Origin of the sequence: Streptomyces sp. NPDC006544 (assembly GCF_040611715.1) — a bacterium.
Classification (GTDB): domain Bacteria; phylum Actinomycetota; class Actinomycetes; order Streptomycetales; family Streptomycetaceae; genus Streptomyces.
In genome coordinates, this window is the sequence record NZ_JBEXOV010000003.1 from 68,649 (window position 1) to 82,442 (window position 13,794).

At 72.6% G+C, this 13,794-nt stretch carries 11 protein-coding genes; 10 read left to right on the top strand and 1 reads right to left on the bottom strand.

The features are described from left to right. The first annotated feature begins 19 nt into the window (after window positions 1-19). The 9 genes from ABZY44_RS02265 (at window position 20) to ABZY44_RS02305 (ending at window position 9,792) form a co-directional block, all read left to right on the top strand. On the top strand, window positions 20-1,024 hold the full coding sequence (locus ABZY44_RS02265) for a proline racemase family protein (RefSeq protein ID WP_356649650.1): 1,005 nt from the start codon (window positions 20-22) through the stop codon (window positions 1,022-1,024). Beyond that, complete coding sequence (locus ABZY44_RS02270; RefSeq protein WP_356649651.1) at window positions 1,021-2,055, top strand: proline racemase family protein; 1,035 nt, start codon at window positions 1,021-1,023, stop codon at window positions 2,053-2,055. The genes ABZY44_RS02265 and ABZY44_RS02270 overlap by 4 nt, the downstream gene beginning before the upstream one ends. Beyond that, window positions 2,052-3,005, top strand: a complete 954-nt coding sequence (locus ABZY44_RS02275; RefSeq protein WP_356649652.1) for an ornithine cyclodeaminase family protein — start codon at window positions 2,052-2,054, stop codon at window positions 3,003-3,005. The genes ABZY44_RS02270 and ABZY44_RS02275 overlap by 4 nt, the downstream gene beginning before the upstream one ends. A 59-nt stretch (window positions 3,006-3,064) precedes the next feature. Further along, complete coding sequence (locus ABZY44_RS02280) at window positions 3,065-3,790, top strand: GntR family transcriptional regulator (RefSeq protein ID WP_356649653.1); 726 nt, start codon at window positions 3,065-3,067, stop codon at window positions 3,788-3,790. 327 nt (window positions 3,791-4,117) lie between these two features. Further along, the gene (locus tag ABZY44_RS02285; protein ID WP_356649654.1) at window positions 4,118-5,863 is read left to right on the top strand and encodes an ABC transporter substrate-binding protein; all 1,746 of its coding nucleotides are present in this window, start codon (window positions 4,118-4,120) and stop codon (window positions 5,861-5,863) included. 20 nt (window positions 5,864-5,883) lie between these two features. Further along, complete coding sequence (locus ABZY44_RS02290; RefSeq protein ID WP_356649655.1) at window positions 5,884-6,834, top strand: ABC transporter permease; 951 nt, start codon at window positions 5,884-5,886, stop codon at window positions 6,832-6,834. Further along, window positions 6,831-7,817, top strand: coding sequence for an ABC transporter permease (locus ABZY44_RS02295; protein ID WP_356649656.1), 987 nt, complete (start codon window positions 6,831-6,833; stop codon window positions 7,815-7,817). The genes ABZY44_RS02290 and ABZY44_RS02295 overlap by 4 nt, the downstream gene beginning before the upstream one ends. After that, window positions 7,817-8,818, top strand: a complete 1,002-nt coding sequence (locus tag ABZY44_RS02300) for an ABC transporter ATP-binding protein (protein ID WP_356649657.1) — start codon at window positions 7,817-7,819, stop codon at window positions 8,816-8,818. The genes ABZY44_RS02295 and ABZY44_RS02300 overlap by 1 nt, the downstream gene beginning before the upstream one ends. Continuing rightward, complete coding sequence (locus tag ABZY44_RS02305; protein WP_356649658.1) at window positions 8,815-9,792, top strand: dipeptide ABC transporter ATP-binding protein; 978 nt, start codon at window positions 8,815-8,817, stop codon at window positions 9,790-9,792. Before ABZY44_RS02300 ends, ABZY44_RS02305 begins: the two co-directional genes overlap by 4 nt. Window positions 9,793-9,947: 155 nt before the next feature. On the opposite strand, the gene ABZY44_RS02310 is transcribed toward ABZY44_RS02305, so the two are convergent. Next, the gene (locus ABZY44_RS02310; protein WP_356649659.1) at window positions 9,948-12,074 is read right to left on the bottom strand and encodes an alpha/beta fold hydrolase; all 2,127 of its coding nucleotides are present in this window, start codon (window positions 12,072-12,074) and stop codon (window positions 9,948-9,950) included. A 96-nt stretch (window positions 12,075-12,170) separates the two neighbouring features. On the opposite strand from ABZY44_RS02310, the gene ABZY44_RS02315 reads away from it, so the two are divergent. Beyond that, window positions 12,171-13,727, top strand: a complete 1,557-nt coding sequence (locus ABZY44_RS02315) for an MFS transporter (RefSeq protein WP_356649660.1) — start codon at window positions 12,171-12,173, stop codon at window positions 13,725-13,727. The last annotated feature ends 67 nt before the right edge of the window (window positions 13,728-13,794 follow it).

Here is a 13,794-nt window from a genome sequence, read left to right on the forward strand (position 1 = left end):
CGCCCAGGGGGACTACGCGATGCGCACGCGCCACATCTACCACGCGGTGGACTCGCACACCGAGGGCATGCCCACCCGGGTCATCACCGGGGGAGTCGGGGTGATCCCCGGTGCCACCATGGCCGCCAAACGGCTCCACTTCATCGAGCACCTGGACCACATCCGGACCCTGCTCATGTACGAGCCGCGCGGCCACTCCGCGATGAGCGGCGCGATCCTGCAGCCCCCGACCCGTCCGGACGCCGACTTCGGCGTCGTCTTCATCGAGGTGTCGGGCCTGCTCCCCATGTGCGGGCACGGCACCATCGGTGTCGCCACCGTCCTCGTCGAAACGGGCATGGTTCCCGTGGTCGAGCCCGTCACCACCGTCCGGCTCGACACCCCGGCCGGACTGGTGAGCGTGGACGTCCGCGTCGAGGACGGGGCGGCCACCGCCGTCACCCTGACCAACGTCCCGTCCTTCAGCGTGGGACTCGACCTCAAGGCCGAGGTCCCCGGCTACGGCACGGTCACCTACGACCTGGCCTACGGCGGCAACTTCTACGCCTTCGTCGAGCTCGACTCCCTCGGCCTCCCCTTCGACCGGGAGCGCGGGGACGACCTGCTCGCCGCCGGCCTGGCCGTCATGGAGGCGATCAACGCCTCCGAGGACCGGCCCGTCCACCCCGACAACCCGGCCATCGGCGGGGTCAAGCACGTCTACCTCGCCGCCCCCGGTTCCGACGCGCGGCGCTCCCGGCACGCCATGGCCATCCACCCGGGCTGGTTCGACCGCTCGCCGTGCGGTACGGGGACCAGTGCGCGCATGGCGCAGCTGCACGCCCGGGGGCTGCTGGCGATGGACACCGACTTCGTCAACGAGTCCTTCATCGGCACCGAGTTCACGGGCCGGCTCGTCGGCACGACCACGGTGGGAGGCCTCCCCGCCGTCGTGCCCACCGTCACCGGCCGGGCCTGGATCACCGGCACCGCCCAGTACTTCCTCGACCCGTCCGACCCCTTCCCGGGAGGTTTCCTGTTGTGACCAGCACCGTTCGGACCGAGGACTACCACACCGCCGGGGAGCCCTTCCGGGTCGTCGACACCCTGGCGGAGGGCCTGCCGCCCGTGCCCGGCGACACCGTCGCCGAGCGCTGCGCCACCGCCATCGGACCGGGGGGATCCGGCACGGCCCCCCGCCGGGGCGTCCTGGACGACGTACGGCGGATGCTCGTCCAGGAGCCGCGCGGGCACGCCGGGATGTACGGGGGCTTCGTGGTCCCGGCCGACGACGACGGGGCCCACTTCGGGGTGCTGTTCTGGCACAAGGACGGCTACTCCACCGCCTGCGGCCACGGCACCATGGCGCTCGGCGCCTGGGCCGTGGACAGCGGCCGGGTCGCGGCCCCGGACGACGGGGACGCGCAGGTGCGGATCGACGTGCCCTCGGGCCGGGTCGGCGCGACCGTGCACCGCGCGGGGGGCCGCACCACCGGGGTCACCTTCCGCAACGTCCCGGCCCGCACCAGTGCGCGCAAGGTCCCCGTGGCCACCACCTTCGGCATGGCCGAGGTGGACATCGCGCACGCCGGGGCCTGCTACGCCTCCGTCCGGGCCCGGGACCTCGGACTGGACGTGACCGGGGCCGCGCTGCCCGCGCTCGTCCGGGCCGGCCAGGAGATCCGGGCGGCGCTCGCCACCCACCCCGGGACCTGGCACCCGGGCGGGCCGCTGCTCTCCGGGGTGTACGGGGTGATCCTGTACGAGGAGCTGCCCGACACCCCCTTCGGTCCGCACCAGCGCAACGTCACCGTCTTCGCCGACGGGCAGGTCGACCGCTCGCCCTGCGGCTCCGGCACCTCGACGCGGCTCGCGCTGCTGGCGGAGGACGGGCGGCTGGGGGCGGGTGACGACCTGCTGCACGAATCGGTGATCGGCTCGGTGTTCACCGGCCGCGTCGCCGAGGCCACCCCGGACGGGCTGGTCACGGAGGTCACCGGGGCGGCGTACCGCACCGGCGGACACTCCTTCTCCATGGATCCGTACGACGCGCTCGGCACCGGGTTCCTGCTGTGATCCGCCAGTTCTCGGCAGCCGAGACGGCCGCACTGCTGACCCCGGCCGCGGCGGCGGACGCGCTGGCCGGCGCCCTGAGGGCCGGGCTGGACCCGGAGGCCTGCCCGCCGCGCAGCGCCCTGCCGGTGCCGGGCGGGGGCGAGCTGCTGCTGATGCCGGCCGCGACGGGGGCGTACGCGGGCGTGAAGATCGCCGGCGTGGCCCCGGGGAACCCCGCGCGCGGGCTGCCCCGGATCACCGGGTCCTACCTGCTCCTGGACGGGCCCACCCTGCGGCCGCTGGCCCTGTTCGACGGGGCGGAGCTGACCGCGCTGCGGACCCCGGCGGTCTCCGCGCTCGCACTGCGCCACCTGGTCCCGGCCGGCCGGCCGCTGCGGCTGCTGCTCTTCGGGGCGGGGCCGCAGGCGTACGGGCACCTCGCAGCGGTGCTGGCGATGCGGCAGGTGGCGGAGGTGGTCGTCGTGACCCGGGACCCCCGGGGCGCGCGGGAGCTGGCGGAGCACGCGCGGGGGCTGGGGGTCGAGGCCCGGCCGGGGGTGGCGGCGGAAGTGGCCGACGCCGACCTGGTCGTCTGCTGCACGACGGCCCGCGAGCCGCTCTTCGACGGGCGGCTGATCGCACCGGGCGCGACGGTGGTCGCGGTCGGCTCGCACGAGCCGGACGCCCGCGAGGTCGACACGGCCCTGGTCCGCCGGGCTTCGGTGTACGTGGAATCGCGCGCGGCGGCCCTGCGCGAGGCGGGGGACCTGCTGGTGCCGGAGGCGGAAGGAGCCATCGGCGCCGGACACATCAGCGGAACCCTGGCCGATCTGGTCTCCGGCCGGACGCCGGGCGGCGCCGGGGCGGCGGCAAGTTCTCCACAGCTCTTCAAGAGTGTGGGCATGGCCTGGGAGGATCTGGCTGTGGCGGTCGCGTTGTTCGAGGCCGTTGGAGAGAACGGCGCAACGTGACATTGTACGCTGTTCCTCCGCACGCCGGTGGTGTTGTGCGCGGTCTCGGAGGAAATGCAATGGGTGACCTGAAGCAGCACAGTCTCATCAAGGCCCAGGAACGGCTCCGCGACCAGGTCGGCCACGCCCTCCGCGCGGCCCTGATAGCGGGTGAACTGCGCCCCGGGAGCGTCTACTCCGCCCCCGGCCTCGCGGCCGAACTCGGCGTCTCGGCGACCCCGGTGCGCGAGGCCATGCTCGACCTGGCCCGCGAAGGCCTCGTGGAACCGGTGCGCAACAAGGGCTTCCGGATCACCGAGGTCAGCGAGCGGGACCTGGACCAGTACACCGAGCTGCGGACGATGATCGAGGTGCCGACCATCGGCCGGATCACCAAGATCGCGACTCCGGAGCAGCTGGAGGCCCTGCGGCCGATCGCCGAGGAGATCGTCACCAGCGCCCGCGAGCACAACCTCATCGGGTACCTGGAGGCCGACCGCCGCTTCCACCTGAGCCTGCTGGCCCTCGCGGGCAACGACCGCCTCGTCGAAACCGTCGGCGACCTGCGCAAGCGCTCCCGGCTGTACGGCCTGACCGGCCTGGACGAGGCGGGCAAGCTGGTCTCCTCCGCCGAGGAGCACATCGAGCTCCTCGACCTGATGCTCACGGGCGACGCGGAAGCGGCCGAGGCCTGCATGACCCGCCACCTCGGCCACGTCCGCTCCCTGTGGGCCCAGGGCCGGGACGAACCGGTCGGCCGCACCCCGGGCCGCCTGGGCTCGACCGCCCTGGGGTCGGCGGGCTGAGTCCGGGGGCCCGCCCGAGCCGGCCCCCCGCCCCCCGCTGCCTGACGCCCCCGCTGCCCGATGCCCTCGGCGCCGCCGGATCCCTGCACGTGCACGCCCCCGGGGCGGGCGGCCATGTCGGCAGGGATCCGGCGTGCGCGCGCCCGCTCGCCGTGCGCGCGCCCGCCTCGCCATGCGCTCCACAGGGCGGAGGCCCCCCAACCCCCTTCCGTCCGGCTGGATTTGGACACGGCTGGATAACGGAGGCTCCGAGGTCTTGTCAGTACAATTTCACATTACTATGTTACCGGTCACATCATAGAGCGCGGCCCTTCACTGGAGTGACCCATGACCAAGCGCACCCAACTCGCCCTCGCCACCGCTCTGGTGGCCGCACTCGCACTCGGCGCCTCGGGCTGCTCCGACCCCAAGAAGGGCTCCGCCGCCGGCGCGGGCGCCTCCAACCCCGCCTCCGAGAACGTGGGCAAGATCCTCGGCGGCACCCCGGTCAAGGGCGGCACGCTCACCGTCCTGTCCAACCAGGACTTCGCCCACCTCGACCCGGCCCGCAACTGGGTCATGCCGACGATGGACTTCGGCACCCGCCTCCTCTACCGCACCCTCGTCACCTTCAAGGCCGAGCCCGGAAAGGCCGGCAGCGAGCTCGTCCCCGACCTCGCCACCGACCTCGGCACCCCCTCCAACGGAGGCCGGACGTGGACCTTCACCCTCAAGGAGGGCGTGAAGTACGAGGACGGCTCGGCCATCAAGGCGCAGGACATCAAGTACAACGTCGAGCGCTCCTTCGCCCCCGACCTGACCGGCGGCCCCGACTACGCGGCCCAGTACCTGGCCGGCGGCGAGGGGTACAAGGGCCCGCTCCAGGGCCAGCACCTGGACTCGGTCAAGACCCCCGACGACCGCACCATCGTCTTCGAACTGAAGCGGCCCGTTGCCGAGTTCTCCGCGACGGCCACCCTGCCGACCTTCGCCCCCGTGCCGCAGTCCCAGGAGAAGGGCACCCAGTACGACGCCCGCCCGTTCTCCTCCGGCCCGTACAAGATCGAGTCCTACGACCGCGACAAGAAGCTCGTGCTCGTCCGCAACGAGCACTGGGACCCGAAGACCGACACCGTCCGCAAGGCCTACCCGGACAAGTTCGTCATGGTCATGGGCCTCAAGGGGGGCCAGATCGACGACCGCATCATCGCCGGCGAGGGAGCCGACGCCTCCAGCGTCCAGTACTTCAACATGCGCCCCGAGAGCGCGCCCAAGGTGCTGCCCAAGGCCGACATCAAGGCGCGGCTGCTCGCCGAGTCCCAGGGCTGTACGCAGATGCTCCACCTGAACAACTCCCGCGCGCCCTTCGACGACCCCAAGGTCCGCGAGGCCATGCAGTACGCGCTCGACAAGGAGGCCGTGATCACCGCGGGCGGCGGTCCGGCCCTCAACGAGGTCGCCACCGCCTATCTGCCCCCGGCCCTCTCCGGCGGCAAGCAGGCCGACACCCTGAAGATCGCCCCGTCGGGCGATCCGGGCAAGGCCAAGGAACTGCTCAAGAGCGCGGGCAAGGAGACACTGAAGGTCTCGCTCTCCGTCTCCACCGGTGACAAGGCCAAGGCCGAGGCCATCCAGCAGGGCCTGTCCCGCGCGGGCATCGAAGTCGTCATCGACACCGTCGACCCGGGCGCCTACTACGACGTCATCGGCGACCTCTCCACCACCCCCGACATGACGCTCGCCGGCTGGTGCCCCGACTACCCCTCCGGGTCCACGTGGCTGCCCTTCGTCTTCGACGGCCGCACCATCAAGGACAAGGGCAACCAGGGCAACTACGCCCAGTTCCGCGACGAGGGCGTCTCCAAGCGCATCGACGAGATCAACGCCATGGCCGACGCCAAGCAGGCCAACCAGGCGTGGATCGACCTGGACGCGGAGATCATGAAGAAGTCCCCGTCGATCCCGGTCCTCCTCGAGCGCAAGCCGCTCCTCGTCGGCCCGAACATCGCGGGCGCCTACGGCCACCCGGTGTGGACCGGCACCATCGACTACGCCACGGTCGGCCTCAAGGACCCGGCGAAGAGCCAGGGCTGAAGGCCGGACACGACAGCGCCATGACCACCACCGCACCCGCCGTCGGCGATCCGGTAGCGAAGGAGGTCCCGCCCGGCAGCAGCCCCTGGCAGCTCGCCCGACGGGAACTCCGCCGCCGCCCCGCCGTCCGCGTCAGCCTCTGCGTCGTCCTCCTCTTCGTCGTGATGGCCGTCACCGCCCCCTGGCTGGGCGCGCTCGGCGGCTGGTCCCCGGACGCGTTCGACAAGGCCGCCATCGACCCCTACCTCGGCGGCCAGCCGCTCGGCTCGCTCGGCGGGATCAGCCCCGAGCACTGGCTCGGCGTCGAACCCGTCACCGGCCGCGACCTGTTCGCCCGGGTCGTCCACGGCGCCCAGGTGTCCCTCCTGATCGCCTTCGCCGCCACCGCCATCGTCGTCATCGCCGGCACCGCCGCCGGAATCGCCGCCGGCTACTTCGGCGGCCGCACCGACGCCGTCCTGTCCCGCCTGATGGACCTGACGATGTCCTTCCCCAGCCTCATCTTCATGATCGCGATGCTGTCGGTGGCCAAGGACGTCAACCGCATCGTCCTGATGACCGCCGTCATCGGCCTCTTCGGCTGGCCCGGCGTCGCCCGCGTCGTCCGCGGCCAGGCCCTCTCGCTCAAGCACCGCGAGTACGTGGACGCCGCCCGCGTCGCCGGCGCGAGCTCCTGGCGGATCCTGACCCGCGACATCCTCCCGGGCGTCTCGGGCCCCGTCATCGCCTACACCACCCTGCTCATCCCCGGGATGATCAGCACCGAGGCCGCGCTCAGCTACCTCGGCGTCGGCGTCCGCCCGCCCACCCCCTCCTGGGGCCAGATGATCGCCGAGTCCGTGGCCTACTACGAGACCGACCCCATGTACTTCGTCATACCGAGCTTCTTCCTCTTCCTCGCCGTCCTCGCCTTCACCCTGCTCGGCGACGCCCTGCGCGACATCCTCGACCCGAGGGGCGGCCGGACGTGATCCCCTACCTCCTGCGACGGCTGCTCGCCCTGATGGGCGTCCTGCTCGCCATCGCCGCCGTCACCTTCGTCGTCTTCTACGTACTCCCCTCCGACCCGGCCGCCGCCGCCTGCGGAAAGACCTGCAGCGCCGAGCGACTGGCCGACGTACGCGCGTACCTCGGCCTGGACCAGCCCCTGTGGCGGCAGTTCGGCGACTTCCTCACCGGCATCTTCACCGGCCGCACCCTCGGCACCGGGCAGTACGCCGTCCAGTGCGACTTCCCCTGCCTGGGCTACAGCTACGAGAACTCCCTGCCCGTGTGGGACCTGCTGATGGACCGCCTCCCGGTCTCCGCCTCCCTCGCCGTCGGCGCGGCCGTCCTCTGGCTCGTCCTCGGACTCGGCGCGGGAGTCACCGCCGCCCTACGCAAGGACACCGCCACCGACAAGGCCCTCATGGTCGGCGCGGTCGCCGCCGCCTCCCTGCCCGTCTACTTCACCTCCGTGATGCTCATCTACGGGGTCATCCGCGTGGCCGGGCTCCTGCCCTACCCCACCTACCAGGCCTTCACCGACAACCCGTTCGCCTGGGCGAGCAACCTGCTGCTGCCCTGGACCGCGCTCGCCCTGCTCTACGCCGCCATGTACGCCCGCCAGAGCCGCGGGTCGATGATCGAGGCGATGGCCGAGCCGTACATCCGTACCGCCCGCGCCAAGGGCATGCCCGAGCGCACGGTCGTCCTCAAGCACGGGCTGCGCTCCGGCATGACCCCGATCCTCACCATCTTCGGCATCGACCTGGGCGGCCTGCTCGCCGGAGCCGTCATCACCGAGTCCATCTTCGGACTCCCCGGCATCGGGCGGCTGTTCTACGGGGCGCTCGTCAGTGCCGACCAGCCCGTCGTGCTCGGGGTCACCCTGCTGGCCGCCTTCTTCATCGTCGTCGCGAACCTCGCCGTCGACCTCCTGTACGCCGTCATCGACCCGAGGGTGAGGTACTGATGGCTCCTCCCGCACAAGCCCCCCTGCTCCACGTGCGCGACCTGAGCGTCACGTTCACCACCCCGCGAGGCACGGTGCGCGCGGTCGACTCCCTCGGCTTCACCGTCGAGGCCGGCCGCACCCTCGGCATCGTGGGCGAGTCCGGCTCGGGGAAGTCCGTCACCTCGCTGGCCGTCATGGGGCTGCACCGGGGCGCCGAGATCGGCGGCTCCATCGCCCTCGACGGTCAGGAGCTGACCACCAAGTCCGAGAAGGAGCTCGCCAAGCTGCGCGGCCGCAAGATGGCCATGATCTTCCAGGACCCGCTGTCCAGCCTGCACCCCTACTACACGGTCGGTGAGCAGATCGCCGAGCACTTCCGCGTCCACTTCAAGGCGGGCCGGGCCGCCGCCAGGAGGCGCGCCGTCGACATGCTCGGGGAGGTCGGCATCCCGGAGCCGGCCCGCCGGGCCGGGGAGTACCCGCACCAGTTCTCCGGCGGCATGCGCCAGCGGGCCATGATCGCGATGGCGCTGTGCTGCGAACCCGCACTACTCATCGCCGACGAGCCCACCACCGCCCTGGACGTCACCGTCCAGGCGCAGATCCTGGAACTGATCGCCACGCTCCAGCAGGAGCGCGGCCTCGGCGTGGTCATGATCACCCACGACCTGGGCGTGGTGGCCCGGGTCGCACACGAGGTGCTGGTCATGTATGGCGGCCGGGCCGCCGAACAGGCACCGGTGGACGAGCTGTTCACCGATCCGGCCCACCCGTACACCCGGGGGCTGCTCGACTCCCTGCCCCGGCTGGACGACGCCGACGACGAGCCCCTGCGGGCCATCCCCGGCTCCCCGCCGTCCCTGCTCGCCCCGGCCCCGGGGTGCGCGTTCGCCCCGCGCTGCGCGAGCGCGGGCGCCGGCTGCGCGGACGTACGGCCGGAGCTCGCCGCCTACGGTGAGGGGCCGTCGCGCACGGTCGCCTGCCACTACGCCGGCACCCGTGCGGAGGTGGCCCGATGACCGGGACCGACGGCCGCCCGCTGCTCTCCGTACGCGACCTCACCATGGCCTTCCCCGGCAAACGGACCGCGACCGGGCGCCGGGGGGCTCCCGTACGCGCCGTCGACGGCGTCTCCTTCGACGTGGAGGCCGGCCGGACGCTGGGCCTCGTGGGGGAGTCGGGCTGCGGGAAGTCGACGACCGGGCGCATGCTCGTCCGGCTGTTGGAGCCCACGTCCGGCAGCGTGGTGTTCGACGGCGAGGACATCAGCCGGCTCTCCCCGGCCGCCCTGCGGCCCGTGCGCCGGCACGTCCAGATGGTCTTCCAGGACCCGCACTCCTCGCTCAACCCCCGCCAGACGGTGGCCCGGATCATCTCGGACCCGCTGCTGGTACAGGGGTGGAGCGCGGGGGACGCCCGCCGCCGGGCCGCCGAGCTGATGGAGCTCGTCGGCCTGATCCCCGAGCACATGGACCGCTACCCGCACGAGTTCTCCGGCGGTCAGGCGCAGCGCGTCGGCATCGCCCGGTCGCTCGCCACCAGCCCCCGGCTGATCATCGCCGACGAGCCGGTGTCGGCGCTCGACGTCTCCGTCCAGGCACAGATCGTCAACCTGATGGAGCGGCTGCGCGCCGAACTGGGTCTGTCCTACGTGTTCATCGCGCACGACCTCTCGGTCGTCAAACGGGTCAGCGACCGGGTCGCCGTCATGTACCTCGGCCGGATCGTGGAGATCGGCGACAAGAAGTCGATCTACGAGGACCCCCAGCACCCGTACACCCGGGCGCTGCTGTCCGCCGTACCGCTGCCCGACCCGGCGGCGGAGCGGCGGCGCGAGCGGATCGTGCTGCTCGGCGACCCGCCGAGCCCGGCCGCACCGCCTCCGGGCTGCACCTTCCACCCCAGGTGCCCCATGGCGCAGGATGTCTGCCGCACCGAGCGTCCGCTGCTGCGGACGGTCGCCTCGCGCGAGGTGGCCTGCCATCTGGTGTAGGCGCGGGCTCCCGGGGGTCTGACGGGGGACCGCCGGGGAAAGGAGGGCCCCGGAGCCGGTGGACACCGGCTCCGGGGCCCTCGCGCGTCATTGCCCTCCGTCGTGGCCTCCGCCGTGCCCTGCGGTCCGGGGACCCGACGTGGGCCCGCCGGGCCTCAGGCCGGGCCCAGCTCCTTGCGGAAGAACTCCAGCTCCAGTGCCATGACCTTCTCCCGCACCCCGCCGGGGGTCATGTGCGTGACCCCCGGCAGCGCGAGCAGCTGGTGCGGCCGCCCCGCGTCGAAGAGGGCCTGCGAGAGCCGCAGGGTGTGCGAGGGGTGGACGTTGTCGTCGGCCAGGCCCGTGACCAGCATCAGCGGCCGGCTCAGCCCGGCCGCGTCGGGGATCAGGCAGTCGCGTTCGTACACCTCGGGATGGTCCGCGGGCAGGCCCAGGTACCGCTCGGTGTACGCCGTGTCGTAGTGGCGGAAGTCGGTCGGCGCGGCCCCGGCCGCGGCCGCGTGGAAGACGTTCGGGCGGCGCAGCACGGCGAGCGCGGAAAGGTAGCCGCCGTAGGACCAGCCGCGGATGCCGACCCGGGTCAGGTCGAGGTCGGCGTGCCGCTCGCCGAGCGCCGCCAGGGCGGCGACCTGGTCGTCGAGGGTGACGTCGGAGAAGCCGCGGTACATGGCGTGGGTGTGGCGCGGCGAGGCGTACGCGGTGCCGCGGTTGTCGATGGTGATCACGGCGAAGCCCTGGTCGGCCCACCACTGCCGGTGCTGCCAGCGGCGCGGCTCGGCGCTGACGTCCTGCATGCCGGGGCCGCCGTAGCTGTCCAGCAGTACGGGCAGCCGGGTGCCCGGGACGTGGCCGCGCGGCAGCACGAGGGCGGTGGGGACCGCGTGCTCGGTGACCCGCTCCAGCAACGGGACCACCCGGTACGGCAACGGCTGCGACAGGTCGCCGGGGGTGAACTCCCGCCCGTCGGCGGTCCGTAGGACGCGCCGGATCCCGTCGGCGTCGGCGGAGGTCAGCAGCAGGGTTCCGGCGGAGGCCTGGACGGAGTGCACCCCGGGCCCGTCCGCGAGCGGGCTCAGCCCGCCCGTGTCCGGATCCAGCAGGAACACCTGCTGCTCGGAGGGGTCGCGACGGCCGGCCTCGATCAGCAGCCGGTCCTCGTGGGTGCCCGCCACGCGGCGGACTTGGAGCTCGTCCCCGGTGAGGAGGACGCCGTCCAGCGCGAGTGCCCGGGCGGCCCCGCCGGGGGTGTCGGCGCAGGTGAGCATCCGCCCGTCGGCGAGCCGCGCGGGGGTGCCGGGGAGCAGCGGGTCCACCCACTGGGGGTGCGTGGTGCGGGACAGTTCCCGCGTGCGACCGGTGGCCGGGTCGGCGGAGAGCAGCAGGACGTTCCGCTGGAGCCGGTCCTGCACGGTGAGCAGGATCTCGGACGCCGACTCCCAGCCGGCGTCGGAGACGTACGGGTAGGTCGCGGCGTCCCAGTCGAGGCGTACGGCCCGGTCCCCTGCCCCTGCCCCTGCGCCGGTGGTCCCGAGGACCCAGAGCTGCACGTCCGCGTTGGGGCCGCCGGCCTCCGGGTACGCGAAGTCCTCGGCCGGGAGCTCCGGGTGCGCCGGGTCGGCGAACCAGCGCCGCTGGAGGGCGGATTCGTCGACGCGGGCGGCGAGCAGGTTCTGCCCGTCGGGGGACCACCAGTGCCCGCGGGAGCGGCCGAGCTCTTCGGCGGCGGCGAACTCGGCGACGCCCCAGCGGGCTCCGTCGACGGGGCTGATCCGTCCGCCGGGGGCGGTGTACAGCACGTCGTCGGCGACGTAGGCGATGCGCGAGGCGTCCGCGTTCGGGCGGGGATCGAAGGCGGGCCCGGCGGTGGGGACTTCCTTCGGCTGCGCGGGCTGCGCGGACCGGCCGGCCCCGGCGTCGCGGGCCGCCTCGCGGGTGACCTCGTACAGGCGTCCGTAGAGCGCGAAGACGGCGCGCAGGCCGTCGCCGGAGAGCGCGTACGAGCCGATCCCGGCGGCGACGAGGCGGGTCCGTTCGCGCAGCCGGCGCTCGGCCACGGGCAGCGGCGCGGGCTCGGGGGACAGCTCGCGGGGGTCCGCGAGCCGGGTCTCGGCCCCGGTGGCGGTGTCCAGGACCCAGAGGCTGTCGAGGGGGTCGGTGGGGCCCGTGGAGCGGAGGAACCAGAGGAGCCGGCCTTCGTCGCCGAAGGCGAAGGCGCGCGGGGCGCCGTAGGTGAACCGGGCGGTGCTCGCGGAGAGCCTGAGGAAGTCATCCATGCGATCCATCCGGGCAGTCTGCCATGTGAAATACCACATGGCACATGCCACATAGTCTAGGCTGTTCGAGTGGTGGCCCCCGGGGCACGGGCTTAGCGTCGAAAAGTGGACCAGAACGCTACGCCGAGCAGCACCAGCACCGGGACCGACGGCAAGGTCCAAGGCAACGGTGGGGGTCACGGGCTCGCCCTGCTCGTGATCGCCTCGTGCCAGCTCATGGTCGTTCTCGACATCACCATCGTGAACATCGCGCTGCCGCACATCCAGACCGCCCTCGGCTTCTCCACCGAGAGCCTGTCCTGGGTCGTCAACGCCTACACCCTCACCTTCGGCGGCCTGCTGCTCCTCGGCGGCCGCACCGGTGACATCCTCGGCCGGCGGCGCGTCTTCATCTTCGGCGTCCTGCTCTTCGGCCTCGCCTCGTTGCTGGGCGGACTGGCCCAGAACGACGGCCAGTTGCTGGCCGCCCGCGCCCTCCAGGGCGCCGGCGGCGCCATCGCCTCGCCGACCGCTCTCGCCCTGATCACCACCACCTTCCGCGAAGGCCCGGAACGCAACAGGGCGTTCGGCGTCTTCGCCGCCGTCTCCGCCGGCGGCGGCGCCATCGGGCTGCTCGCGGGCGGGATCCTCGTGGAATGGCTCAACTGGCGCTGGGTCTTCTTCGTCAACGTCCCGATCGCCCTGCTGATCGCCTTCGCCGCGCCCAGGGCCGTCCGCGAATCCATCCGCCACCCGGGACACTTCGACCTCGCCGGGGCCCTGCTCTCCACGGTCGGCATGGTCGCGCTCGTCTACGGATTCATCCGCGCCTCCCAGGAAGGCTGGCGCGACCCGATCACGCTGGCCTCCTTCGGCGCGGCCCTGGTCCTGCTGTTCCTGTTCGTCCTGAACGAGCGGCGCTCGCCGCAGCCGATCACCCCCCTGCACATGTTCGCCGACCGCAACCGGGCCGGCACGTACGGGATCATGCTGTTCCTGGCGTGCGCGATGTTCGGCATGTTCTTCTTCCTGACGCTCTTCGTGCAGAACGTCCTCGGCTTCAGCCCCCTCCTCGCCGGCCTCGCCTTCCTGCCGGTCAGCGTGGTGATCGCGATCGGCGCCGGCATCACCTCGCAGCTGCTGCCCCGGTTCGGGCCGAAACCGTTCATGGTGACGGGCGCGCTGTTCTCGGCGTCCGGACTGGCCTGGCTGACGCAGACCGACGTCGACTCCACGTACCTCGGCAGCATCCTCGGACCGATGCTCCTGTTCAGCCTGGGCATGGGCATGCAGTTCGTCTCGCTGACGCTGATGGCGCTCTCCAACGTCCCCGACCGCGAGTCGGGCGCGGCCTCCGGACTGCTCAACACGATGCAGCAGGTGGGCGGTTCGCTGGGCCTGTCCATCCTGGTCACGGTCTTCGGCACGGCCAGCCGCAACGAGGCCAGGGAGCAGGCGGGGTCGTTCCTGCGCACCTCCACCCCCGAGCAGAAGGCGTACTTCGCGCGCACGAAGGAGCTGCCGAAGCCCTGGGCCGACCAGATCCTGTCCTCGGGCGTGACCATGGCCTTCGTGGTGGCGGCCGTCTTCGCCCTGATCGCGGCCCTGATCGCCCTCCTCGTCATCCAGGTGAGGCCCTCGGACCTCGAACGCCTCCGGGGCAACCACGTTCCGACGGCCTAGGACTGCGGCGGCCCCGGAGACTGCGGCGGCCCGGACCCGCTGCCCCGCTCCGCTCGTCCAGGTGCCG